20 protein-coding genes and 2 pseudogenes are annotated in these 23,936 nt (G+C 69.2%); 16 read left to right on the top strand and 6 right to left on the bottom strand.

The features are described from left to right. Positions 1 to 11: 11 nt before the first annotated feature. Positions 12 to 728, top strand: a complete 717-nt coding sequence (locus TR33_RS24115) for a FadR/GntR family transcriptional regulator (protein ID WP_017535759.1) — start codon at positions 12 to 14, stop codon at positions 726 to 728. Positions 729 to 744: 16 nt separating this feature from the next. On the opposite strand, the pseudogene TR33_RS27330 reads toward TR33_RS24115, so the two are convergent. After that, a pseudogene (locus TR33_RS27330) lies at positions 745 to 1,065 on the bottom strand (hypothetical protein); the annotation flags it as partial. 172 nt (positions 1,066 to 1,237) lie between these two features. Here TR33_RS27330 and TR33_RS24105 point away from each other — a divergent pair. Beyond that, entirely contained in the window at positions 1,238 to 2,149 is a 912-nt protein-coding gene (locus TR33_RS24105; protein ID WP_394297008.1) for an ion transporter, read from the top strand. 111 nt (positions 2,150 to 2,260) lie between these two features. After that, entirely contained in the window at positions 2,261 to 3,952 is a 1,692-nt protein-coding gene (gene pgi / locus TR33_RS24100) for a glucose-6-phosphate isomerase (protein WP_042285696.1), read from the top strand. 7 nt (positions 3,953 to 3,959) lie between these two features. Here pgi and TR33_RS24095 read toward each other — a convergent pair whose 3' ends face one another. Both TR33_RS24095 and TR33_RS24090 read right to left on the bottom strand, forming a co-directional pair. After that, positions 3,960 to 4,670, bottom strand: a complete 711-nt coding sequence (locus TR33_RS24095) for a GntR family transcriptional regulator (protein WP_014908724.1) — start codon at positions 4,668 to 4,670, stop codon at positions 3,960 to 3,962. A gap of 57 nt (positions 4,671 to 4,727) precedes the next feature. Continuing rightward, positions 4,728 to 6,188: a chlorohydrolase family protein gene (locus tag TR33_RS24090; RefSeq protein WP_042285695.1), complete on the bottom strand. Its 1,461-nt coding sequence runs from the start codon at positions 6,186 to 6,188 to the stop codon at positions 4,728 to 4,730. 184 nt (positions 6,189 to 6,372) lie between these two features. Here TR33_RS24090 and TR33_RS24085 point away from each other — a divergent pair, with 184 nt between their 5' ends. From TR33_RS24085 to TR33_RS24070, 4 genes are all read left to right on the top strand, one after another. Further along, positions 6,373 to 7,734, top strand: a complete 1,362-nt coding sequence (locus tag TR33_RS24085; RefSeq protein ID WP_042285693.1) for a DUF3100 domain-containing protein — start codon at positions 6,373 to 6,375, stop codon at positions 7,732 to 7,734. Positions 7,735 to 7,759: 25 nt separating this feature from the next. Then, the gene (locus TR33_RS24080) at positions 7,760 to 8,959 is read left to right on the top strand and encodes an amidohydrolase (protein WP_014910599.1); all 1,200 of its coding nucleotides are present in this window, start codon (positions 7,760 to 7,762) and stop codon (positions 8,957 to 8,959) included. Positions 8,960 to 9,186: 227 nt separating this feature from the next. Next, positions 9,187 to 10,212, top strand: coding sequence for an ABC transporter permease (locus TR33_RS24075; protein ID WP_017535764.1), 1,026 nt, complete (start codon positions 9,187 to 9,189; stop codon positions 10,210 to 10,212). Positions 10,213 to 10,298: 86 nt separating this feature from the next. After that, positions 10,299 to 12,107: an ABC transporter substrate-binding protein gene (locus TR33_RS24070; RefSeq protein ID WP_042285710.1), complete on the top strand. Its 1,809-nt coding sequence runs from the start codon at positions 10,299 to 10,301 to the stop codon at positions 12,105 to 12,107. A 61-nt stretch (positions 12,108 to 12,168) separates the two neighbouring features. Here the strand turns inward: TR33_RS24070 and TR33_RS24065 are convergent, their stop codons facing one another. After that, positions 12,169 to 12,645, bottom strand: coding sequence for a dihydrofolate reductase family protein (locus TR33_RS24065; RefSeq protein WP_084570324.1), 477 nt, complete (start codon positions 12,643 to 12,645; stop codon positions 12,169 to 12,171). A 599-nt stretch (positions 12,646 to 13,244) separates the two neighbouring features. On the opposite strand from TR33_RS24065, the pseudogene TR33_RS24060 reads away from it, so the two are divergent. Continuing rightward, a pseudogene (locus TR33_RS24060) lies at positions 13,245 to 13,706 on the top strand (N-acetylmuramoyl-L-alanine amidase); the annotation flags it as partial. Positions 13,707 to 13,778: 72 nt separating this feature from the next. Here the strand turns inward: TR33_RS24060 and TR33_RS24055 are convergent. After that, entirely contained in the window at positions 13,779 to 14,717 is a 939-nt protein-coding gene (locus TR33_RS24055; protein WP_017535768.1) for a sugar-binding transcriptional regulator, read from the bottom strand. A gap of 182 nt (positions 14,718 to 14,899) precedes the next feature. Between TR33_RS24055 and TR33_RS24050 the strand changes: the two genes are divergently transcribed. The 6 genes from TR33_RS24050 to TR33_RS24020 all read left to right on the top strand — a co-directional run bounded on the left by TR33_RS24050 (position 14,900) and on the right by TR33_RS24020 (position 22,178). Then, positions 14,900 to 15,901 (top strand): zinc-dependent alcohol dehydrogenase family protein, encoded by a 1,002-nt coding sequence (locus TR33_RS24050; RefSeq protein WP_042285690.1) that lies wholly within the window; start codon positions 14,900 to 14,902, stop codon positions 15,899 to 15,901. A 43-nt stretch (positions 15,902 to 15,944) separates the two neighbouring features. Then, a complete protein-coding gene (locus TR33_RS24045) occupies positions 15,945 to 17,279 on the top strand; it encodes an ABC transporter substrate-binding protein (RefSeq protein WP_017535770.1) in 1,335 nt (444 codons plus the stop codon). Beyond that, positions 17,276 to 18,232, top strand: coding sequence for a carbohydrate ABC transporter permease (locus TR33_RS24040; protein WP_014911424.1), 957 nt, complete (start codon positions 17,276 to 17,278; stop codon positions 18,230 to 18,232). The genes TR33_RS24045 and TR33_RS24040 overlap by 4 nt, the downstream gene beginning before the upstream one ends. A gap of 23 nt (positions 18,233 to 18,255) precedes the next feature. After that, positions 18,256 to 19,113 carry a carbohydrate ABC transporter permease gene (locus tag TR33_RS24035; protein WP_376736990.1) on the top strand — a complete coding sequence of 286 codons (858 nt, stop codon included), beginning with the start codon at positions 18,256 to 18,258 and terminating at the stop codon, positions 19,111 to 19,113. 251 nt (positions 19,114 to 19,364) lie between these two features. Further along, positions 19,365 to 20,378, top strand: a complete 1,014-nt coding sequence (locus TR33_RS24025) for an ABC transporter permease (RefSeq protein ID WP_014911492.1) — start codon at positions 19,365 to 19,367, stop codon at positions 20,376 to 20,378. Positions 20,379 to 20,393: 15 nt separating this feature from the next. Next, the gene (locus TR33_RS24020; RefSeq protein WP_042285687.1) at positions 20,394 to 22,178 is read left to right on the top strand and encodes an ABC transporter ATP-binding protein; all 1,785 of its coding nucleotides are present in this window, start codon (positions 20,394 to 20,396) and stop codon (positions 22,176 to 22,178) included. 9 nt (positions 22,179 to 22,187) lie between these two features. Here the strand turns inward: TR33_RS24020 and TR33_RS24015 are convergent, their stop codons facing one another. Then, on the bottom strand, positions 22,188 to 22,817 hold the full coding sequence (locus tag TR33_RS24015) for a TetR/AcrR family transcriptional regulator (protein ID WP_014911139.1): 630 nt from the start codon (positions 22,815 to 22,817) through the stop codon (positions 22,188 to 22,190). Between the two features lie 191 nt (positions 22,818 to 23,008). Here TR33_RS24015 and TR33_RS24010 point away from each other — a divergent pair, with 191 nt between their 5' ends. Beyond that, a complete protein-coding gene (locus TR33_RS24010; protein ID WP_014912269.1) occupies positions 23,009 to 23,395 on the top strand; it encodes a hypothetical protein in 387 nt (128 codons plus the stop codon). 151 nt (positions 23,396 to 23,546) lie between these two features. Then, positions 23,547 to 23,909 carry a GntR family transcriptional regulator gene (locus TR33_RS24005; RefSeq protein WP_014913277.1) on the top strand — a complete coding sequence of 121 codons (363 nt, stop codon included), beginning with the start codon at positions 23,547 to 23,549 and terminating at the stop codon, positions 23,907 to 23,909. Positions 23,910 to 23,936 lie beyond the last annotated feature (27 nt).

Raw genomic sequence — 23,936 nt, 5'->3', positions numbered from 1 at the left:
AAAAGCTGGAGATGAATGTGGGTGACGGCGCACGTACGCCGGTGGCACAGAGGACGGTCGAGCAGATCAAAGCGATGATCTCCGAGGGAGAGGTAGGACCAGAACAGCGCCTGCCCACCGAGCGCGACCTCTCCGCCCGTCTGGGGGTCTCCCGCGGTTCGGTCCGCGAGGCCATCCGCACCCTCACCACCCTGGGTGTGCTGGAGGTCAGGCACGGAGCCGGCGTCTACGTCACCGCGCTGCGCCCGAAGGACCTCCTGGAGGCCTTCGGTGTGCTGGCGGAGGTCTCCCCGGACCGGACCCTTCTGGAGGTCCTACGGGTCCGACGCATGATCGAACCCGACGCCACCGCGATCGCCGCGGCCCGGGCCACCGACGAGGACCTCGAACGCATCGGCGCCCTCCTCGACCGGCTGGAGGACGCGGACCCGGTCACCTCGCCCGGCGATTCCGGCACCTTCGACCTGGGGTTCCACCGGGAGATCGTGGCCTGCGCGGGCAACGCCACCCTCTCCGCCGTGCACGCCGGGCTCTCCTCGCCCACCCTCAACGAGAGGGTCTGGGCCGGCCACGACGCCGAGGGGATCTCCCACGACCTGCACGAGGACCATCGAAGGATCCTCAGGGCCCTGAGGGAACGCGACCCCGAGGCCGCGCGCGCCACCGCGGCCGCGCACGTGTTGAGGGTGGAGCGCTGGCTGGAGGCCCACGTCCCCGACGGGGACTGAACCCGGGCCTGAGCTCACCCCTCCAGCGGCGGTCCACCCGCTCGGCGTATCTCTCGGCGTCGAGGAGCCGGGACAGTTCCTCCCTGCCGGCCTTCGGCGGGGCGTCCTCCCCGGTGTCGGGGTCCGGTTCGGGAACCTCCCGGTCCACTTCCGCATCTATACCGAGTGCCCCATGGTCCTCGATCTCCTCGATGCGGTAGTCCTCTGGATGTTCCTCCAGGTACTCCGCCACCGCGGTGTCCTGGTCAGGGGCGCCCACGTCCATCGCGGCGTCGACGTCCTCGATGTCCGCGGCGTCCTCGTCGATCTCTGTGCTCTCGTCTGCGGATTCCGTCACCGGCGACCCCCTCGCCTCGGCTTCCTCTTTCGATCATGCCTGGTCGGAGCGGCGGACGCCAGTGCGATGTGGATCCAGGGCGACGAGGACGAAACGGGGCACGACGCCCACGGAGTAGGCTTCTTCGTCGCTGTCCGACGATCACGAGTACGGAGTTCTCCACCCAGTGACCATGCGCGAACGTGTTCGAGCCACGGTCGACGCCCCCTGGTTCCAGGCCGGTGTCATCCTCGTCATCCTGGTCAACGCCGTCCTTCTCGGCTTCGAGACCTCCAAACGGGTCATGGACGAGCACGGTGAACTGTTGACCAGGGTCGACAGAGCGATCCTCGCCCTGTTCGTCCTGGAGTTGGGGCTGAGGATGTACGCCCACCGGAAGGACTTCTTCAGGGATCCCTGGAGCTGGTTCGACATGGTCATCGTCGGGATCGCGTTGATGCCCGCCTCCGGGCCCTTCGCCGTCCTGCGCGTCCTGAGGGTCTTGCGCGTCCTCCGGCTGTTGTCGGTCATACCGACCCTGCGTCACGTGGTGGCCGGGCTCTTCAGGGCGCTGCCCGGCATGGCCTCGATCATGGTCCTGGTGGCCCTGCTGCTCTACGTCTCGGCCGTGATGTCCACCAAGCTGTTCGCCGAGATCGCCCCGAAGTACTTCGGCGACCTGTGGACCTCGCTGTTCACCCTCTTCCAGATCTTCACCGCCGACGGCTGGGGCACCATCGCCCAGGAGGTCATGAAGGGTCAGCCGTTGGCGTGGATCTTCTTCGTGGTCTTCGTCCTCGTCTCCACCCTGATCGCGCTGAACCTCTTCATCGCCGTGGCGGTGGAGGCGCTCGACAAGGCCGGACACGAGGAGCGCGAGGCCGGTGGCGGAGGGAAGGGCGGGGAGGCCGACGGCGGCCCCGACGGCGACGGGGGCGGACCGGGTGACGGTAGTGGCGGAGATGACGGCGCGCAACGCCAGATCCTCGCCGAACTGCGGGCCCTGCGCGCGGAGGTCGCCCTCCTGCGTGAACACTCCGCGTCGGAGGAGAGTGAACGCAGCGTCGTCCGGCTCTCCGACGTGCGTGGAAGGGCCCATGGTTGACGGCTTTCGTGGGAGGGTAGGGGCCGTAGTCGCAATCGCCGGGAGCGAGGTCGGGGTCGTCCTCTCGATCCCGCGCCCCGATCCGGGCCATGGAGCACGAGGAGCGAACGGATGTCCGCCAGCACACCCCTTCCTCGCACCGAGGACAGCGCCGACACCCCCGGCGGCGTCCCACTGGACCGCAGGGAGGAATGGATCCGGCTCCGTGAGCATCGGGACCGGCTCGGCGCCACCCACCTGCGTGGACTGTTCGCGGACGACCCGGGGCGGGCCGAGCGGTACACGCTCGACGTGGGCTCCCTGCACGTCGACTACTCCAAGAACCTCGTCACCGACGAGACCCTGCGCCTGTTGAACCGCCTGGCCTCGGTCACGGGGGTCGCCCGACTGCGCGACGCCATGCTGCGCGGCGACCACATCAACCTCACCGAGGACCGGGCCGTCCTGCACACCGCCCTGCGCGCCCCACGAGGGACGGTCGTGCGCACCGACGGCCACGACGTGGTCCCGGAGGTGCACCGGGTCCTGGAGAAGATGGCCGGGTTCGCCGAGCGGGTGCGTTCGCGCACCTGGACGGGGCACACCGGCAAGACGGTGACCCGCGTGGTCAACATCGGCATCGGCGGTTCCGACCTGGGGCCGGCCATGGCCTACGAGGCGCTGCGGCCCTATACCGACCGGGGGCTGGAGTTCCGTTTCGTCTCCAACGTCGACGGCAGCGATCTGAACGAGGCGCTCATCGACGCCGACCCCGAACGCACCCTGTTCGTGGTGGCCTCCAAGACCTTCACCACCGTCGAGACCATCACCAACGCCACGGCGGCGAGGAACTGGCTGCTGTCCGGACTGGAGGCGGGGCCCGAGGCGATCTCCCGTCACTTCGTGGCGGTCTCCACCAACGCCGACGAGGTCGAGGCCTTCGGTATCGACACCGCCAATATGTTCGAGTTCTGGGACTGGGTGGGCGGTCGCTACTCCTACGACTCGGCGATCGGGCTGTCCCTCATGGTGGCGTTGGGTCCCGAGCGTTTCCGGGAGATGCTCGCGGGCTTCCATCTGATGGACACCCACTTCGCCACCGCGCCGGCCGAACGCAACCTGCCGTTCCTGCTCGGGCTGCTCGGGGTCTGGTACGGCGGTCACTTCGACGCCCAGACCCACGCCGTCCTGCCCTACAGCCACCACATGGCCCGGTTCCCGGCCTACCTGCAACAGCTCGACATGGAGTCCAACGGCAAGTCGACGCAGCGCGACGGCCGCCCGGTCGCCTGGAGGACCGGCCCGGTGGTGTGGGGTACCCCGGGCACGAACGGGCAGCACGCCTACTTCCAGCTCCTGCACCAGGGGACCCGCTTCGTCCCGGCCGACCTCATCGGGTTCGCCGAACCCTCTCCCGACCTGATGGAGGGGCTGAGCGCCCAGCACGACCTGTTGACGGCCAACATGCTCGCCCAGGGGCAGGCCCTGGCCTTCGGACGTACGGAGGCCGAGGTCGCCGCCGAGGGGGTCCGTCCCGATCTCGTGCCGCACCGCACCTTCCCGGGCAACCGGCCCACCACCACGATCCTGGCCGAGCGGCTCGACCCGTCCACGCTCGGGCAGCTCGTCGCCCTGTACGAGCACAAGGTGTTCGTCCAGGGCGCGGTGTGGAACATCAACTCCTTCGACCAGTGGGGCGTCCAGCTCGGCAAGGTCCTGGCCAAGAGGCTCGAACTCGCGCTGACGGAGGGGGCCGACGTCTCCTCGCTGGACCCCTCCACCGCGGCCCTGGTGCGGCGCTATCGCGCCCTGCGGGGGCGCTGACGCCCGATCAGCCGGTGCCGGGCTCCCGGGGCGGGGGAGCGGCACGGCCGTCGTCGACCGCGGCGTCGGCGCCGACGGCGAGCAGTGAGGGGCCGCGCCCGGCCTCGATGTGCGCGGCCATGGTCAGCCTCGCCAGTCGATCGTTCCCGTGGCTGATCGCGTGGTAGATCTCGTGGTGCGCCTGGAATTCCAGGTGGGGGTCCCGGAAGGCCGTCATGGCGAACAGCCATCGGGAACGGGACAGGATCGGTGCCATCAGCTCCGACAGGAGACCATGACCGGCCGCCTCCACGACACTGGCGTGGAAGTCGGCGTTGGCGGTCATGATGTGCTCCAACGAACCCGACTCCGTGGCCTCGGCGGTGGCCTCCATGGCCGCCGTCAGACCTTCGTGCACGTCCCCCTCGGCGTATCGGCGGGCGGCCCGCTCGGCGGCGAAGGGCTCCAGCCGGGTACGCAGGTCGAAGAGCTCGTCGACGTCGTCGGCGGACATCGTGCGCACGGTCGCGCCCTTGTGCGCGCTGGTCATGATGAAACCGTCGTGCCTGAGGTTGCGCAGCGCCTCGCGCACCGGGAGCCGGGACACGCCCAGTTCCTCCGAGAGCTCGCGTTCGCGCAGCCGTGCCCCCGGTGCGTACCGGCCGGAGATGATCCCCTCGCGGATGGCGGCCTCGGTGGCCCGGGTCAGAGGGGCCGACCCACCCGATGTCCGTGTCATGAGACCGCTCCCGCCGTGTGCGCTCGATTCACCCCGGCCGGTGCCGGAGGTCCGGGATCAGGCTCCGCGGACCGGGAACGACGGGGGGAAGAGGTCCTCGACCGGGCGGCCGCGACCGTCCCGCTCACTGTAACCGTGACGGAGGAGGTCGAACACCTTCTGTGCCTGTTCCCGGAGCTCGGACAGGTCCACGCCGGGGATCCCCCCGTCCCGGACCACCGGGCGTCCGGCCACGAAGGTGTGGGTGACGTTCCTGGCGGTCCCGTTGAGCACCAGGGTGCGCAGGGGGTCCTCCACGACGCCGTTACGGAAGTCGTCCAGGGAGAAGGCGGTCATGTCCGCGCTCGCGCCGGCCTCCAACCGTCCCAGGTCGGGGCGCTTGAGCGCGGCCGCCCCGCCCAGTGTCGCGGCCTCCATGTAGCCGCCGAGGTCGACGGCGCCCGGGCCGTACAGCAGACGTGAGGCGTGAAGGCCCACGTCCATGCCGCGTACCAGGTCGGGCGGGAAGGAGTCGGTGCCGAGCGCCATCGTGACACCGGCGTCCCGGAACTCGTTGAAGGTCTCCAACATGTCCCCGTACCGGAAGGTGGTCAGGGGGCAGTGGATCACGCTCACGCCCGCGACGGACAGGCGGGTGATGTCGACGCCCTCCGGCCCGGTCAGCTTCGAGTTCCGGTCGGTCCACAGGGCGTGGGGGACGAGCAGCCGGTCGTTGAGGAGTCCGGTCCGCTCGATCAGGTCCAGCGGGGTCATGCCGTGGCGCCGGATGATCACCTCGCGCTCCCACGGCTGCTGGAGAGAGTGCAGACGGACGAGCAGATCGCGGCGTCCGGCCTCCTCGGCCGTGCGCTCCATGAGACGGGGCGTGAGCGTCTCGATCCGGCAGGGGAGGAGGACCGGTCGGACCAGATCGTCGTCCTGTTCGGCGAGCTCGTCCGCGAAGCGCAGGGCCTCGTCCAGACCGGCCTCGCCGAGCTCGGCGTTCTCGACGAAGGTGCGTTCACCGTCGGCGACGGCGCCGACCGCGGACCTGTACGAGGGGCCCAGGTAGCCGCGCAGGCCCCATTCCCGGGTCAGGTCGGCCAGGTGACGCAGCTCGTCGGCGGACTCGTTCCACCCGAGGTGGATCTCCGAGGCGATCGGCATGTAGGTGGTGACCCCGTGCAGGGCGAGCTGCGCGAGCCCGAACCGGCGCAGGACGTCGCGCTGTTCGGGGGTCAGGATGTCGCGCGGACGGTCGCTCCAGTAGTCGACGGAACCGACCAGTTCGCGGGCGTGCGCGGGCTCGTGGTGGGCGTCGAGGATGAGGTGGTCGATGTCGACCAGGGCGTCCAGGTCGATCAGGCCGGGGGTCAGGACCGTGTTCCCCAGGTCCAGGACGGGGGCGGTCGAATTCGGGGTGCCGGTCCCCACTTCGGTGACGACCCCGTCGGAGTGCGCCACGTAGCCGTCCTCCAACCAGACGTGGGAGCCCTCGGAATGCGCCAGTACGTACCTTGCTCTGATGACCTGATCCATGAAGCTTGTATACCACGGGCCTTCTGAGGCCTCTTGGGGTCGTGTATCAAAGGGGCCGAATTTCGAGTTACACCGCTCTTGACAGCGGTTTTGCGCCAACCATAGGCTCCTCGAATATTCAGCGGCTCACCGATTGGTATCCCAGATGCGGGCAAGAAGACAGCAGGCGGAGAAACACGAGAACGTGTCGAACCGCGGATCGGTAGGCCGTGGCGACTGGGTCGTCGCCATCGGGGTGAGCGTGCTCGTCAGCGCCCTGGCCGTCCTGGTCGGAGAGCACAAGTTCCGCGTCGGGCCCGCCGCGATCGTGCTGTTCCCCCTGGTCTGGGTGGTCCTGATGGGCGCCGTCGTCGGCCTCCAACGGTGGCTGCCGCTGCGCGGGAGCACCCGCTCCGCGGGCGAGGCCCTGATCCCGGTCGGCATGGTCCTCTTCCTCGCACTGCTCGGCACCGGGATCGGCCCGTCGATCGGCATGGTCGAGGAGGTCGGCCCCGCCCTGCTGATGCAGGAGGTGGGCCAGCTCTTCGGGACGATCATCCTCGCGCTCCCCATCGCGGTCCTGCTCGGCATGGGGCGGGCCGCGATCGGCGCCACGTGGGCGATCGACCGCGAGTCCTACCTGGCCTACGCCATCGACAGGTTCGGCACCTCCTCGCCGGAGTACCGGGGCGTGTTCGGCGTCTGGATCCTCGGGTCGATGTTCGGCGCCGTCTTCATCTCCCTGATCACGAGCGTCCTCGGCGGCACGGGCTGGTACCACCCGCTCTCCCTGGCCCTGGCGCTGGGCGTCGGATCCACGTCGATGATGCTCGGCGGCGTCGGCGCGCTGTCCCTGCTCTACCCGGACCAGGCGGTCGAGATCGCCGCGCTCGCGGCCCTGTCCAACCTGGTCACCAACATCGTCGGCTTCTACGCGGGCGTCTTCATCGGCCTCCCCTCGGCCCGGCGTCTCTACTCCTTCTGGTGCCGCGTCTTCCGACGCCCCGCCCCCGAGATCGAGGAGGCGCGCCTGGTCGCCCGAGGGCGGGTCCCCGAGGGGGACGCCTCGGTGAGGGTGAAGGAGGAAGCGGCCGGGCGGGCGGAGGTCGAACGTCCACAGGACCCCGACATCCCCAAGGGGTGGCGTCCGGGCGTCACCGCCTACCTCTTCGCCGGTGCGGCCGGTCTGCTCCTCAACTGGCTGGGGACCGGCGGCTTCCACCCGCGCGACGCCGCGGGCATGGCGGTCCTGCTGCTGATGACGGGCATCGCGATCTTCCTGGCCGGCAAGGTCAAGGCCATCCCCGCCACGGTCTGGGTCCTGGCCCTCGCCACGCTCGTGACCACGCCGATCTCGCCGGTCGCCGGGGTGATCGCCGACCTCGTCCAGGACCTGGACGTCCTCCTGATCGGTCTGCCCCAGCTCGCCCTCGTCGGTATGACCATGGGCCGGGACCGCACGGCGTTCATGCAGCTGAGCTGGAAGATCGTCGTCGCGGCCGTGCTGACGTTCACCACCACCATCGTCGCCTCCGCCACGCTCGCGGAACTGTTCATCCACCACTGAGCCCCGGGAGAGGGGAAGCACCCACATGCCGCGCGTCATCAACGCCGTCCTGCCCCGCAGGGCCGAACCGGCCACCATCGTCGTCGAGGACGGCCGGATCACCGCGATCGAGGAGACCTCCGCGGGTGGAGGGCCGACCGAGGCCCACGAAGGGCTCGAGGTCATCGACGCGGCGGGCCGGGTCGTCCTGCCCGGGCTGATCAACGCCCACGCCCACATCGACAAGACCCTCTACGGCGGACCGTGGGTCTCGGCGCCGAGGGTCGAGACCGTCGCCGAACGCGTCGCCCACGAGCGACGCCACCGGGACTCCCACGGTCTGCCCGCGCACGAGTACATCTCGTCGTTGGTGGAGACGATGATCGCGGCGGGCACCACCCACCTTCGGACGCACACCGACGTCGACCCCGGGGTCGGACTGCGAGGGATCGCCGCCGTCGCGGAGGTCGCCCGCCACTACGAGGGCGTGATCGACATCCAGCAGGTCGCCTTCCCCCAGGGCGGCCTCATCACCAACCCGGGCACCCTCGACCTCCTGCGCGAGGCCGTGGACGCCGGGGCCTCGGTGATCGGAGGACTCGACCCCGCGGGGTTCGACGACGCCCCCAACGCCCACCTCGAGGCCGTCTTCGACCTGGCCGCGTCCACGGGGACCGCCATCGACATCCACCTCCACGACGGTGGATCCCTCGGTGCCTGGGAGATGGGGCTCATCGCGCGTATGACGGAGGAGTACGGGCTCGCCGGCAGGGTGGCGATCTCCCACGCCTTCGGGATCGCGCACCCGCCCACACAGGCACGGCTCCTCGAACGGTTCGCCGAGGCCGGGGTGGCCCTCGTGAACGCGGCGGTCTACGACTCCCCGGTGCCGCCGCTGAGGGCGTGCGCGGAGCAGGGCGTGCTCCTGGCCGGGGGAACGGACGGCATCAACGATCTGTGGGGCCCCTTCGGTGATGGGGACATGTTGCGCAGGGCCATGCTCATCGCCTATCGGAACTCCGGCCGAAGCGATGAGGAACTGCTGCTGGCGCTGGACACGGTGACCTCCAACGCCGCCCGTGTGCTCGGTGTCGAGGACCACGGTCTCCACGTGGGCGGGCCCGCCGACCTGGTGATGGTCGAGGCCCGGACGGTGGCGCAGGCCGTCGCCCAGGTCCCGCCGCGCCGCCTCGTGATGCGGGCCGGAACCGTCGTCGCCCGTGACGGCGCCCTGGTGGCCGGCTGACGGTACCGTACGGCCGTCGAGGGGAGGCCCCTTCGACGGCCGTACGCGTGGGCGGGTCCTCCCGGCTCGGGTCTCCGCCCCGGGGCACGACACGCGGATTCGTGCCACCACTTCCGATATGAGGCCCCGACCGTTCTCGAACGGCGCGGGCGCTGGAAACCCCCGCACCCCTCGTGCAAACTCTGCGTAGTGATGTAGTCACACATAGAGAGCGGGGCAAGGGGTACATGACCACGCCGATGGACGTGCCCGAATCGTCCCAGCACGCCGACCCGGAGGCCGTGGCGGCGGGGGCCCGGAACGCGGCGGGCAGGTCCCTGCGCCAGATCGCCTGGAGGCGCTTTCGCAAGGACAAGGTGGGCATGGCCGGCGGGATCGTCGTCCTTCTGCTCATTCTCGTGGCGGTCTTCGCACCTCTGCTCACCGCCTGGTTCGGCCACCCGCCCAACCAGTTCGACCAAGGGCTCGTCGACCCGCTCACCGGGGGAGTGCTCAAGGACCCCGACGACCCCTCCAAGGGGCTGGACCCCTGGGGCGGGATCAGCGCCCAGCACCTCCTGGGCGTGGAACCGGTCAACGGTCGCGACCTGTTCAGCCGCATCGTCTACGGCGCCCGCACCTCACTGCTGGTCGCCACGGTCGCCACCCTCGTGTGCGTGGTCATCGGCACCGTCCTGGGGATCCTCGCCGGCTACTTCGGCGGCTGGGTCGACACCATCATCAGCCGGACCATGGACATCTTCCTGGCCTTCCCGCTGCTGCTGTTCGCCATCGCCCTGGTCGGCGTCATCCCCGACGGGGCCTTCGGCCTGTCCGGCAACAACCTGCGCATCGGTGTCCTGGTGTTCATCATCGGGTTCTTCAACTGGCCCTACATCGGCCGCATCGTGCGCGGACAGACCCTCACTCTCAAGGAACGCGAGTTCGTCGAGGCCTCCCGCAGCCTCGGGGCGAGCAGCGGCCACATCGTCTTCCGGGAGATCCTGCCCAATCTGATCACCCCGATCCTCGTCTACTCCACCCTGCTCATCCCCACGAACATCCTGTTCGAGGCGGCGCTGAGCTTCCTGGGCGTGGGCATCAACCCGCCCATGGCGACCTGGGGCGGAATGTTGGAGAACGCGCTGCGCTTCTACACCACCTCGCCGCACTTCGTGATCATCCCGGGTCTGGCCATCTTCGTCACCGTCCTCGCCTTCAACCTGTTCGGCGATGGTCTGCGCGACGCCTTCGACCCCCGTTCCTCCGACTGACGGCCCCGTGCCGATCGACCGGATCGGCCGCCCGACGGGCCGTGCCCCGCCCGTACGCACCCAGCGAATCCGACCAGGAGGCCAAGGTGAGCATCCATCACTCCACGCGCGGGAAACCGCCCCGGCGGTCCCGCGCACCCCGCAGGGCGACCGCTCCGGCCGCCGTCGGCACCGCCCTGGCCCTGCTCCTCGCCGCCTGTGGCGGTGGTGGCGGGGGCGGGGGAGAGCAGTCCGACGCCGACTTCAACGAAGGGGAGACCACCGTCGTCAACCCCTCGGACCAGACCGGCGGAACCCTGCGCTACGCCGTCTCGTCCGACTTCGACTCTCCCGACCCCGGTAACACCTACTACGCGTACAGCTGGAACTTCTCCCGCTACTACGCGCGGACCCTGCTCACCTACGTCGGAGCCCCGGGCGAGGAGGGGGTGGAACTCCAGCCCGACCTCGCCGAGGAGATGCCCGAGAGCAACGACGACGCCACCGAGTGGACCGTCAAGCTCAAGAAGGGCCTCAAGTACGAGGACGGCTCCGAGATCGTCGCCGAGGACGTCAAGTACGCCATCGCGCGCAGCAACTTCGGCTCCCAGGCCCTGCCCAACGGCCCCAAGTACTTCCAGGAGCTGCTGGCCGACAGCGAGGAGTACGAGGGCCCCTACGCCGAGGACGACGAACCGCTCGCCGGTTTCGACGGGATCGAGACCCCCGACGACCACACCCTCGTCTTCCACCTGAACACGAGCTTCTCCGAGTTCCCGTACGTGCTCATCCAGCCGCAGACCGCGCCGGTGCCGGCCGAGGTCGACCGCGGCGAGCAGTACCAGACCCGGGTGCTCTCCTCCGGGCCGTACAAGTTCGACGGGGACTACCGTCCGGGGGTCTCCCTGAACCTGGAGCGCAACGAGGAGTGGGACGCCTCCACCGACCCGACCCGCAAGGCGCTGCCGGACCGGATCGAGGTGCAGTTGGGGGTCGACCAGAACGAGATCGACCAGCGGCTGGTCAACGGCGAACTCGACGTCGACCTGGGCGGGGCCGGGGTGGGGCCGGCCATGAAGGGCACCCTCATCACCGATGAGGCGCAGCGCCACAACGTCGACAATCCGCAGACCAACACCCTGCGCTACGTCAACGTCAACACCGTCATCGAGCCCCTCGATGACAAGGCCTGCCGAGAGGCGATCCTCTTCGCGGCGGACCGGGACGCCCTTCAGCGGGCCTGGGGCGGCGACACCGGTGGCGACGTCGCCAGCCAGATCATGCCGAGCGCGCTTCCGGGGGCCGACCCGGAGATGGACCTGTACCCGTCCCCGGAGGGCAAGGGCGACCTCGACAAGGCCCGCGAGAAGCTGGAGGAGTGCGGTCACCCGGACGGGTTCTCCACCGCGATCGGGGCCCGCGCCGACCGGCCCTCCGACGTGGGCACGGCCGAGGCGCTTCAGCAGGCCCTGGCCCGGGTGGGCATCGAGACGGAGATCAAGCAGTACCCGTCCGACAGCTACACCAACACGCAGGCCGGGTCCCCGGACTTCGTGCACGACAACGACCTGGGTCTCACCGTGTACGGCTGGGCCCCGGACTGGGCCAGCGGCTACGGGTTCATGAGCAAGATCCTGGACGGAGACGCGATCCAGCAGGCGGGCAACGTCAACGTCTCGGAGATCGACGACGAACAGATCAACACGTGGTTCGACGAGGTCGTGGCCATCACGGACGCCGACGAGCGGGCGGACATCTACTCGCGCATCGATGAGAGGGCGATGGAGGAGGCCGCCATCCTGCCGGCGGTGTTCGAACGCACCGTCCTCTACCGCCCCACGAGCCTGACCAACGTCTACTACCACGCGGGCTACTCGATGTACGACTACATGTCCTTGGGTACGACGAGGGATTAGGGAACGCCGTATCGAGCGGGGCGGTGGCCGGAGGACCGGTCATCGCCCCGCTCCGTGTCCACTACTTCGAACCGAGGACCATCACGGTGAGGCCGCTCGCGAACTCCACGGTCCTCAGACGTTCGAAGTGCGTGATGTCCAGGCCGTCCAACAGACGTTCGCCGCCTCCGGCGATCACGGGGAACACCCACAGGTGCAGTTCGTCCACGAGTCCGTGCTCGATCAACGTGTGGTCCGGCTCCCCCGTGCCGAACTTCAGGAGGTTCCCGCCGGGCTCCCTCTTGAGCCCCGCGACCCGCTCCGCGATGTCGCCTCGGATGATCGTGGCGTTCCACTCGGCTTCGGTGCCGGTCAGGGTCCGGGAGGCCACGTACTTGGGCATCGCGTTGATGCGGTCGGCGTAGTCGTTCCCGCTCCGCGAGGGCCAGGTCGCGGCGAAGCCCTCGTAGGTCTCCCGGCCGAGGAGGAGCGCGTCCGCCTGGCCCAACAGGGAGGTCGCGTAGGAGGAGTGCTCCTCGTCCCAGTACGGTGCCCCCATCTCTCGGGCGAGGAGAAGACTCCATCGATGGTGACGAAGGTCGACTCGATCAGCTTGCGCATGTCCACTCCGGTATCTCTCGGTGTCTCTCGCCCTCACGACGACCGGGGCGGGCGTGGATCGACACGGGGACGGAATCTTTTTTCGGACGGGACGGGGGAGGGGGCGGGCCCGGGGAGAGGGCCAGCCAGGTGGCCCGGTCGTCGGCCCCGGGCTTCGCGCGTTCCGTGTTCGAGGGCGGCTCTTTTTTGAGTCATGAAAAGTCGGATATGTGGAGGAATGGAAATTCCTCAGAGTGTTTCATTTTCGTGTTCGCGGTGCGTATGTTGCGTGCGTTTCCGATGTGATTAGAAGGGTGCTCGGCGTTCGCTCTTATTCGCGTCGTCGGGGGTCGGTCGTGTTCGATTATTCCGAATGTGGAAGGTGTAATTCCGCGTCTCCCGGATATCCTCTTGATGACCATGGTCATCATCTCGAATTCACGACGGCGGGACCCATCTCCCGCACGCGTCGCCCTCGCCGTCACCGTCGCTCTCGGGCCCCGGACCGAACACCGGACCGGTCCCACCGGAAGGGGCCCTCTCACGTAGGAGGAACCTTTGGTCAGCATCATCGGCAGGTCGGACTGGGGAGCGCGTTCCCCGCGGGACAGGACCACGGTCTCCTGGAGTCAGCGCACCGGGTTCACCGTGCACTATTCCGCGGGTCCGACGAGCCAGACCCCGCGTCAGATCCAGGACTTCCACATGGACTCCAACGGCTGGGCCGACATCGGCTACAACTTCCTGGTCGACCGTTCCGGGAAAATCTATGAGGGGCGTGGCTGGACGGTGGTCGGGGCCCACGCCGCTCCGCACAACACCAGCCATATCGGGGTCTGTTTCATCGGCCGCGACGGCGACGCCGGCAAGGCCGCGAAGAACGCCATCCGAAGCCTGTACGACGAGGCCGTGAAGAAAGCCGGAAAGAAACTGAGCAAGACCTGGCACGGCGGTCTGTCCGGCAACTCGACCGATTGCCCGGGCGCGGACCTTCGCGGGTGGGTCGAGGACGGAATGCCCTCCGCCTGAGCCGGACCCGTGCCCCGATCGAGGGGCGGGGCCCCTCCGCGCCCGAGGGAGGGGCCCCGACGCTCAGTCCTGGTCGGGGGAGCCGTCGTCCAACAGGACGCGGGCCACGGCGTCGTCCGTCACCAGGGTGGAGACCAGACCGCTGCGGAGCACGGCGCCGACCGCCCGCGCCTTGGACTCGTCGCCGGCCCCCGCGACCGCCACCACCTCGGGCACCCGCCGCAACTGGTCCGCGCTCACGCTGATGACCCGCTCGTCCAGGTCGCTGTGGACCTGGTTCCCGTCGATGTCGAAGAGCTGGGCTGACATCTCCCCGCACACGCCCATCGCGGTGTAGCGCTCCCGGTCCTCCGGGGTCAGCGCCTGGAAGACGGTGGAGTTGCGCTCGTCCCAGCCGCCGATGGCCACCACGGCGGTGGTCAGCCGGTCGAAGTGCGCGAACGCGGCGGCGATACCGGGGTCGGCGCGCAGGGTGGCCGCCGTGGCCGCGTCGGGAAGGATGAGCGGGGCGTAGATCGGGTACGCCTGGCCGCCGGCCAGTGTGGCCACGCGACGCACGGTCTCGACCGATCCTCCGGCCTCGGTGTGCTCGGACAGGACGCCGTTGAGCTGGACGACGGTGCAGCGCGGCAGTTCGACCATGTCGGCGCCCATCGCCTGTAGGCCCCGGCTCCAGGCCAGCCCCAGGATCTCGTCGGGGCGTACGATCTCGGACAGGAGACGGGCCGCCACCGAACCCAGGGCCCGGCGGGTGTCCAGGTGATCGTCCAGGGTGTCGACCACTATCGCCCGCCGCAGGCCGAACCGTTCGCGTAGGAGCTCGGAGCGTTCCGCGTCCAGCCGCTCCGGTAGGCGGATGTCGATGTGCACGATCCCGTAGGAGCGGGCGGCGTCGAGGTCGCGCGCGACCTTGAATCGACTCAGGCCGAACTCCTCGGCGATCTCCACCTTCGACCGGCCCTCCAGGTAGAACCTGCGGGCGATCGCGGCGAGTCGCACCAACTCCGCGGGCCCGTTCGGGGCCGTTTCCTGAACTTCCTGCCGCCGCTCGCTCATATGTGCAGGAGTCTACTCGAATGGGCGAACCACGTTGACACAGGCGTCACACGGGCGTTCAATGTTCGAAACATCTGTGACAAAGGTCGCTCAAAAGAGCGAACCGAGCATCCGGGAGTAAACCAGACGTGCGCGCCGCCATCATCACCGAACCGGGATCCCTCATCGTGGACGATCGCCCGGACCCCACCCCCGCCCCGGACGGTGTCGTGGTCCGGGTCGGCGCCTGCGGGATCTGCGGCACCGACCTCCACATCGCCGACGGCGAGTTCCCGCCCAGCCCCTACCCGCTCGTCCCCGGGCACGAGTTCGCCGGCACGGTGACCGCGGTCGGGGAGAACGTCACCACGGGGCTGGCCCCCGGGGACCGGGTCGCCGTCGACCCCTCGCTGTTCTGCGGACACTGCGAGTACTGTCGCGCCGGACGCGGCAACCTGTGCGGCAACTGGGGGGCGATCGGCGACACCGTCGACGGGGCCTTCGCCGAGTACGTGGCCGTCCCCGCGGCCAACTGCTACCGCATGCCCGACTCGATGAGCATGCGGGAGGGCGCCCTGGTGGAGCCCCTGTCCTGCGCGGTCCACGGAGTCCGACGCATCGGCGTCGAGGCCGGCGAGCGCTTCCTACTGGTGGGCGCCGGCACCATGGGCCTGCTGCTCCAGCAGCTCCTCCAGCGCTCCGGGGCCCAGGTCACCATGGTCGACCGCAACACCCGACGGCTGGCCATCGCCGAGGAACTGGGCGCCCACGCCACCGCGACCGACGCCGACGACCTGAAGGAGGCGGACTTCGACGCCGCGGTGGACGTCACCGGCGTGCCCCAGGCGATCGAGGCGGCCTTCTCCTCGCTCCGGCGCGGCGGACGGCTGCTCATCTTCGGGGTGGCCGACGAGGCCGCCCGGATGTCGCTGTCGCCCTTCCGCGTCTACAACGACGAGATCACCATCGTGGGCTCCATGGCCGTGCTGAACAGCTACGGCGCGGCCCTGGACCTCATGGCCTCCGGCGCGATCGAGACGGCTCCGCTGCTCACCGACGCCCTGCCCCTGGAACGCTTCCCCGAGGCGCTGGACATGATGCGCGCGGGTACCGGCGTGAAGATCCAGGTCGTCCCCGACGCGTCCGCCTGATCGGAGGAGAGCCAACGTGCGAGCCACCACCAGAACGGCGGCCATGATCGCCGTGGTCGCCGCCGGGGCCCTGCTCACCGGCTGTGCCGGAGCGGGGGCCGTGGCCTCCGGGGACGGGGGCACCCGACTGACCGTCGCGATCGTGTCCAACCCCCAGATGCAGGACGCGATCTCCCTCCAGGATCGCTTCCGAGAGGACAACCCCGGCATCGAGGTCGACTTCGTGTCGCTCCCCGAGAACGAGGCCCGCGCCAAGATCACCACCTCGGTGGCGACCGGCGGGGGCGAGTTCGACGCCGTCATGATCAGCAACTACGAGACCCGACAGTGGGCCGAGTACGGATGGCTGGAGAACCTTCAGCCCTTCATCGACGCCTCCGACGGGTACGACCACGAGGACTTCATCCCCTCGCTGCGCGAGGACCTGTCCCACGAGGGCGACATGTACTCGGTCCCCTTCTACGGTGAGTCCTCCTTCGTGGCCTACCGCGAGGACCTCTTCGAAGAGGCCGGCGTGGAGATGCCGGAGAACCCCACCTGGGACGAGATCGCCGCGCTGGCCGCCGAACTCGACGGCGTCGAGCCCGGGGTCGCGGGGATCTGCATGCGCGGCCTCGCCGGTTGGGGCGAGGTGCTCAGCCCGTTCAACAGCATGCTCAACACCTTCGGCGGTCGCTGGTACGACGAGGACTGGAACGCCGAACTGGACTCCCCGGAGTTCCACGAGGCCGCCTCGTTCTACGTCGACCTGGTCCGTGAGCACGGCCAGCCGGGCGCCGCCAACAGCGGCTTCGGCGACTGCCTGAACCGCTACGCCCAGGGTCGGGCCGCCATGTTCTACGACTCCACCTCCATGGTCAGCACCATCGAGGACGAGAACGCCGGAACGGTGGCCGGTCTCAACGGCTACGCTCCGGCTCCGGTCTCCGAGACCGACTACGGCGGCTGGCTGTACGCCTGGACGCTGGGGATCCCCTCCACCTCCGAGCACAAGGAGGAGGCGTGGGCGTTCCTGGAGTGGATGACCGACCAGGAGTACGTCCGCACGGTCGCCGAGGAGTACGGCTGGCAGCGGGTCCCCCCGGGCAACCGACTCTCGACCTTCGAGGTGCCCGAGTACCAGGAGGTCGCCGGGGCCTACGCCGGTCCCATGCTGGACGGCATCGAGAAGGCCGATCCGCAGAACCCGGGTACGCGTCCGGTCCCCTACGAGGGCATCGGTTTCCTCGCCATCCCCGAGTTCCAGGACCTGGGCACCCGGGTCAGCCAGCAGCTCAGCGCGGCCGTGGCCGGCCGGATCACCGTCGAGCAGGCCCTCGAACAGAGTCAGGAGTACGCCGAGACCGTCGGCGAGACCTATAAGGAGGACGGCCGATGAGCGCCGCGACCGCACCGCCGCGCGAGGCGACCGCGACGCCCTCGCCCTCCACCCCCGCCCGCGGACGTGCCCGTGTCTCGGGGTGGGCGCGCAGGGCCCCGCTGCTCCCCGCCCTCGTGTTCATGCTGGTCGTCACCCAGCTTCCGTTCCTGGCGACCGTCGTGTACTCGTTCCGTTCCTGGAACCTGTTGCGGCCGGACTCCCAGGCGTGGGTGGGCGTGGCCAACTACGCCGCGGTCTTCACCGACCGCCAGTTCCTCGGGGCCGCCGCCAACACGATCCTCATCACCGCCTCCTGCGTGGTGGTGGCGATGCTGCTCGGTATCGGTCTGGCCCTGCTGTTGGACCGCAGGTTCCCGGGCCGGGGCGTGGTGCGCACACTCGTCATCACCCCGTTCCTGATCCTGCCGGTGGCCACGGCGCTGCTGTGGAAGCACATCATGTTCGAACCGGTCTTCGGTCTGGTGAACTTCGTGCTGTCCCCGTTCGGCGTGGAGACCTTCGACTGGGTCTCCCAGGCGCCGGTGCTGTCCGTGGTGGTCGCGCTGGTCTGGCAGTGGACGCCGTTCATGATGCTGCTGGTGCTGGCCGGGCTCCAGAGCCAGGGCGGTGACGTGCTGGAGGCCGGACAGGTCGACGGCGCCAGTTCCTGGCAGAGCTTCGTGTGGATCACCCTGCCGCACCTGCGCCGCTACATCGAGCTCGGTGTGCTGCTGGGTTCGGTGTACGTGGTGAACACCTTCGACACGATCTACATGATGACCCAGGGCGGCCCCGGCACGGCCAGCGCCAACCTGCCCTTCTACATCTATCAGCGGACCTTCCTCGGGTTCGACATCGGACAGTCCGCGGCGATGGGCGTCGTGGTGGTGGTCGGCACCATCATCGTGGCGATGCTGGCCCTCCGGCTGATCTTCCGCACGTTCATGAACGCACAGGAGGCGAGATCGTGACCGCCCGAGCCCCCGAACGAGCGGTGTCCACCACGGCGGGAACGCGGCGGCCGCGTCCCTCGTCGGTCGCGACCCGTCTGCCCGGAGCCGCCCTGACCGTGTTCACCTGGGTGATCGGCCTGGTGTTCGTCGCCCCGGTGCTGTGGTTGGTGCTGACCGCGTTCAAGCAGGAGAACCAGGCGGCGACCAACCCGCCGACGCTCTTCTTCCAGCCCACGCTCGACCGTTTCGCGGCCGTGCTGGGCGCCGACTTCCTGCCCTATCTGGGGAATTCGGCGATCGCGACCCTGGCCTCCACTCTGCTGGTGCTGGCGCTGGGTCTGCCGGCGGCGTACGCGCTGTCGATCGCCCCGGTCAAGCGCACCCAGGACGTCCTGTTCTTCTTCATCTCCACCAAGATGCTGCCGGTGGTGGCGGTCGTCGTCCCGATCTACGTCGCGGCCGCGCACCTGTCGATGTTGGACAACGTGTGGACCCTGGTGGTGCTGTACACGGCGATGAACCTGCCCATCGCGGTGTGGATGCTGCGCTCCTTCTTCCTGGAGGTCCCCACGGCGATCGTGGAGGCCGCCCGGATGGAGGGGGCGGGGCTGCCGAGGATCCTGTGGTCGGTGATGATGCCGATCATGGCTCCGGGCATCGCGGCCACGGCCCTCATCTGCATGATCTTCTCGTGGAACGAGTTCTTCTTCGCGGTGAACCTGACGGCGGCCCAGGCGGCCACCGTCCCGGTGTTCCTGACCGGGTTCATCACCAGTGAGGGGCTGTTCGTGGCCCAGCTCTCGGCCGCGGTGGTGATGGCGAGCCTGCCCATCGTGGTGATCGGCTGGACGGCGCAGCGTCAGCTGGTGCGGGGCCTGTCGATGGGCGCCGTGAAGTAGACCCTCGGCGGATCCGACCGATCCGCGTTCCGACGGGACCTCGGGCCCCGTGTCGCACCCCGGTGAGGGGCGGCGCGGGGCCCGACCCGTACCCGGGCTCGGCGTGGCGCGTGGGGCGAAGCCTTGTACACGCCGAACACGAGACGTGATCGGCTGATTTCAGTGGGTTACGGTTTGGCTCCGGGGTGGAGTTCTCCCCGGTCCGGTTCCGGACCCCGGGGCCATGGTCTCGACGACAGAAAGCACGCGCCTTGACGACCTACATCCTGCGCCGCCTCGGCGCCGGTCTGTTGCTCCTGGCCGTGGTCACCATGGTCACCTTCGCCATCTTCTACGTGGTGCCCCGCTGGGCCGGCCGCACCACCGAGCAGCTCGCCACGATGTACGTGGGGCGGGCCCCTACACCGGAGGCGATCCAGGCGACCATCGAACGGCTGGGCCTGGACCAGCCGATCGCGGTGCAGTTCGGGGAGTTCGTCCGGGGCATCCTCTTCGGTGCCCAGTACCAGTTCGGCCGGGACACCATCGAGTGCTCCGCCCCCTGCTTCGGGTACTCGTTCCAGACCTACCAGGAGGTCTTTCCCGAGATCATCGCCCGGCTTCCCGTGACGGCCTCGCTGGCCCTGGGGGCCGGGATCATCTGGTTGGTCGGCGGTGTCGCCGTCGGGGTGATCTCCGCGGTCTGGAAGGGCAGCCTGTTCGACCGTCTGGCCATGGGCGTGGCCCTGGCCGGCGTCTCGCTGCCGATCTTCTTCACGGGGCTGCTGTCCCTGGCCTTCCTGGTGCACTCCTGGGGGCTGTTCACCACCCCGCGCTACGTACCTCTGACCGAGGACCCGCTCGCCTGGGCCCAGGGGCTGGTCCTGCCCTGGCTCACCCTGGCGTTCCTGCACGCCGCCATGTACGCCCGGCAGACCCGCGCGGGCATGCTGGAGACCCTCAACGAGGACTACATCCGCACCGCCAGGGCCAAGGGGTTGAGTGAGCGCAAGGTCGTGCTCAAACACGCGCTGCGTCCCACCCTGACCCCCATCATCACCATCTTCGGTCTGGACCTCGGGCTGGTCCTGGGCGGCGCGGTCCTCACCGAACAGGTCTTCTCCCTCAACGGCATCGGCCGCTACGCCGTCCAGGCCATCACCCAGAGCGACCTGCCGGTGATTCTCGGCGTGACCCTGTTCGGCGCGTTCTTCATCGTCATCAGCAACCTGATCGTGGATCTCGTGTACCCGCTCGTCGACCCGCGCGTGCGCATCCACGGCTAAAGAGAGGCGTCCTCCATGAGTCGGTCCCCTGTCGTGCGTGTGGACGATCTGCGGGTGACGTTCCCGATGATGGACGGTGACGTCCACGCGGTGAAGGGTCTCTCCTTCGAGGTGCCCGCCGGAGGCGCCCTGGGGATCGTGGGCGAGTCGGGTTCGGGTAAGAGCGTGACCTCGCTGGCCCTGATGGGTCTGCACCGGGGAAGTCGGGCGCAGATCACCGGCTCCATCGAGGTGGCCGGTCAGGACGTGGTCACTGCCACCGACAAGCGGCTGCGTCGGATGCGCGGTAACGACATCGCGATGGTCTTCCAGGACCCGATGCAGTCGCTGCACCCGCAGTACACCATCGGCAACCAGCTCATCGAGGCGTTGCGCGTCCATCGTCCACAGATCTCGCGGGCACAGGCGCGCTCCCGGGCCGTGGAGTCCTTGGAGCGGGTGGGGATCCACGAGCCGGAGAAGCGGATCAATTCGTATCCGCACGAGTTCTCGGGTGGTATGCGTCAGCGTGTGGTCATCGCGATGGGGTTGATGTGCGATCCCAAGGTGTTGTTGGCCGACGAGCCGACCACCGCCTTGGACGTCACCGTGCAGGCGAGGATCCTGGATCTGCTCGACGAGCTCCGTCGTGATCTGGGGATGGCGTTGATCCTGGTCTCCCACGACCTGGCCGTGGTGGCCGGTTCCGTGGACGAGGTCGTCGTCATGCGCCACGGCCAGGCCGTCGAACGCGGCGACGTGCGCCGAGTCCTCTCCCACCCCGAGCACCCCTACACGCAGGCGCTGCTGGACGCGGTCCCGCGCGTGGAGGTCTCCCGGGCCCAACGTCGCGCCCAGGACCGCGCCGACCGTGCCCGTAAGGCCCGTGAGGAGAAGGGAGAGGCCACGGCGGCGACGGAGGCGCGTGCGGGTTCGGAGGAGGGGTTCGACGCGTTCACGCCGCCCTCGCGGAGCCGTGACGAGGAACCCCTGCTGCGGGTGCGCGACGTCTCGCAGAGTTTCAAGGTCCGCGGTGGTCTGTGGGGTCGTTCGACGGACTTCTGGGCGGTCAAGGGGGTCAGTTTCGATCTGTACAAGGGTGAGACCCTGGGCGTGGTCGGCGAGTCCGGGTCGGGCAAGAGCACGCTCTCGCGCATGATCATGCGGCTGCTGGAGCCCACCGAGGGCACCGTGGAGTTCGAGGGCCAGGACATCACCCACCTGTCCGATCGCCGCATGCGTCCTCTGCGCAACGAGGTGCAGATGGTGTTCCAGAACCCCTACTCCTCGCTCAACCCGCGTCTGACCATCGGCCAGAGCATCGGCACCGCCCTGAAGGTCCAGGGCGAGCGCGATGGCAGGCGCAACCGGGTCCGGGTCCAGGAACTGTTGGAGCGGGTCGGGCTCGAACCCGATCACTACAACCGGTTCCCGCACGCGTTCTCGGGGGGTCAGCGGCAGCGGATCGCGATCGCCCGGGCGTTGATCCTCAAGCCGAAGCTGATCATCTGCGACGAGCCGGTCTCGGCGCTGGACGTGTCCACGCAGGACCAGGTGCTGCGGCTGCTGTCGGAGTTGCAGGACGACTTCGGTCTGACCTACATCTTCGTGGCCCACGACCTGGCGGTGGTGCGCCAGGTCAGCGACCGGGTCGCGGTGATGTGCAAGGGCGAGGTCGTCGAGATGGGCGACAGCGACGGCATCTACGAGAACCCGCGGAGCGACTACACCCGTCGACTCCTCACCGCGGCCCCGGTCCTGGACCCGGACGAGGCCCGCCGCCTGCGCGCGGAACGGGCCCGGGCCGGGAGCGAGGGCTGAAGGGGGACGTCAGGAGGTCGCCCCGCGAAGGAGCGCGCGCAGCCCGAAACGGAAACGGGACAGGGCCTCGTCCTCGCTCGGGGCGTCCTCACGGCCCGCGTGACGCACCTGATGTCCCACGGACCCCAGGCAATATCCCAAGAGCGCGTCCCGTGTCGCGGCCACGTCCCCTCCGGTCAGGCCCGCGTCGAGAAGGGCGCCGTCCAGGAGGGCGGCGGTCCTGCGTTCGGCGAGGGTGCGCGGGGCGCGGTGCATGAGCAGGGACAGCGCGCCCGAATAGGTCAGCAGCCGGGCGCGGTACCCCTCGGCCCACAGGGTGATCCTCTGTTCCCAGGGGAGTTCCTCGATCCTCTCGACGTCCTCCTCCGAGGTGCCCGCGGCCGGGAGCTCCTCGTCCTCGGGGCCCTCGTCCTCGGAGAGGCCGTTGACCACGCGCGCGGTGGTGACGTAGGCGGCGATGGCGTTGAAGAGCTGCTCCTTCCCCTTCGGGAAGTGGTGGTAGACGGCCATGGCCTCCACCTCCAGGGCGTCGCCCAGCCGCCGCATGGACAGGCCGCCCAGCCCACGCCCTTCGATGATGTGCAGGGCCTCCACGATGATGCGTTCACGGTTGAGTCCCGCGTTGTTCCTGCTTCGCATGGGTCCTTCCAAGGGGAGGGGCTGGATCTACTAAGTAAGGTGACAGTTCCACGCGGAGAACACCACCATCGACCCGCCCCACCAAGGCTCGGATCTCCCTAAGGTGTCGATCTCGGCGGAGGGAGGAAAGTGATCCCCGTCATGTCTAGAGTGGCCCCACACGGCTGATGTGACGACCGAAGGAGAACGCGATGGGAGTCGCCAAGGAGACCAGGGCCCGGGCCGAGGAGAGGCTCGCGCACGACCGGGAGGCGGCCGACCGTCTTCCCGGGCTCCTCGCGGAGGTGGCGGCCGCCGAGGACGCCCTGGACGCCGCCCGGGACGGAGGCGCCCCGGCGGAGGAACTCCACGAACTCGGGGTGGCTCTGGACACGCTGCTCACCGAGGCCATGCGCGCCGCCTACGCCCACGAGCGGGTCCTGGTCGGCCCGAAGGGCTACATGGACCGGATCCAGCGCCGTAAGCGCCTGGCCCACCCCCGGGTCAAGCAGGCGACCGGTGTCGCCGAGCGTCTGCTGACCGCGCGGGAGACCCACCGCCTGCACGGCATCCAGGGAGTGCCCCGTCCCGTGGCCTGATCACCGGTGACACGAGCCCCACGACCCGCGGTCGTGGGGCTCGTCCGTCGTGGACACGCCCTAGGGGCGAACGGCGGACGATAGGTTGGTGAGGCGTCCGGATCGATTCCGGAGCGTAGACAGGCGAGCCACGTGGGGAGCGAAGAAGGGCATGGCGGAGTTCATCCGCATCGATCCAACGTCGAAGGTACCGCCCTACGAACAGATCAGGGCTCTGGTCGCGATCGCGGCGGCCAACGGCGAGCTGCCGGTCGGCTACCGACTGCCGACCGTCCGGGCCCTGGCGGGCCGGCTCTCGGTGGCGGTGAACACCGTCGCCCGCGCCTACCGTGAGCTCGAACAGGCCGGGGTGGTGGAGACCCGAGGGCGCTCGGGGACCTTCATCGCCGCGGCGGGCGACGACCAACGCGCCGAGGCCCTGGCCTCGGCCAGAGAGTACGCCGAGGTCATCAACCGGGTGGGGTTGGACCACGAGGAGGCCGTCGAGATCCTGCGGGCCGCGCTGGAGGGATGACCCCGCCGGCCACGGGCCCCTTCCGCG

It is taken from the genome of Nocardiopsis alba (genome assembly GCF_000710955.1).
GTDB lineage: Bacteria > Actinomycetota > Actinomycetes > Streptosporangiales > Streptosporangiaceae > Nocardiopsis > Nocardiopsis alba.
This window is presented reverse-complemented; position numbering and strand designations above follow the sequence as displayed.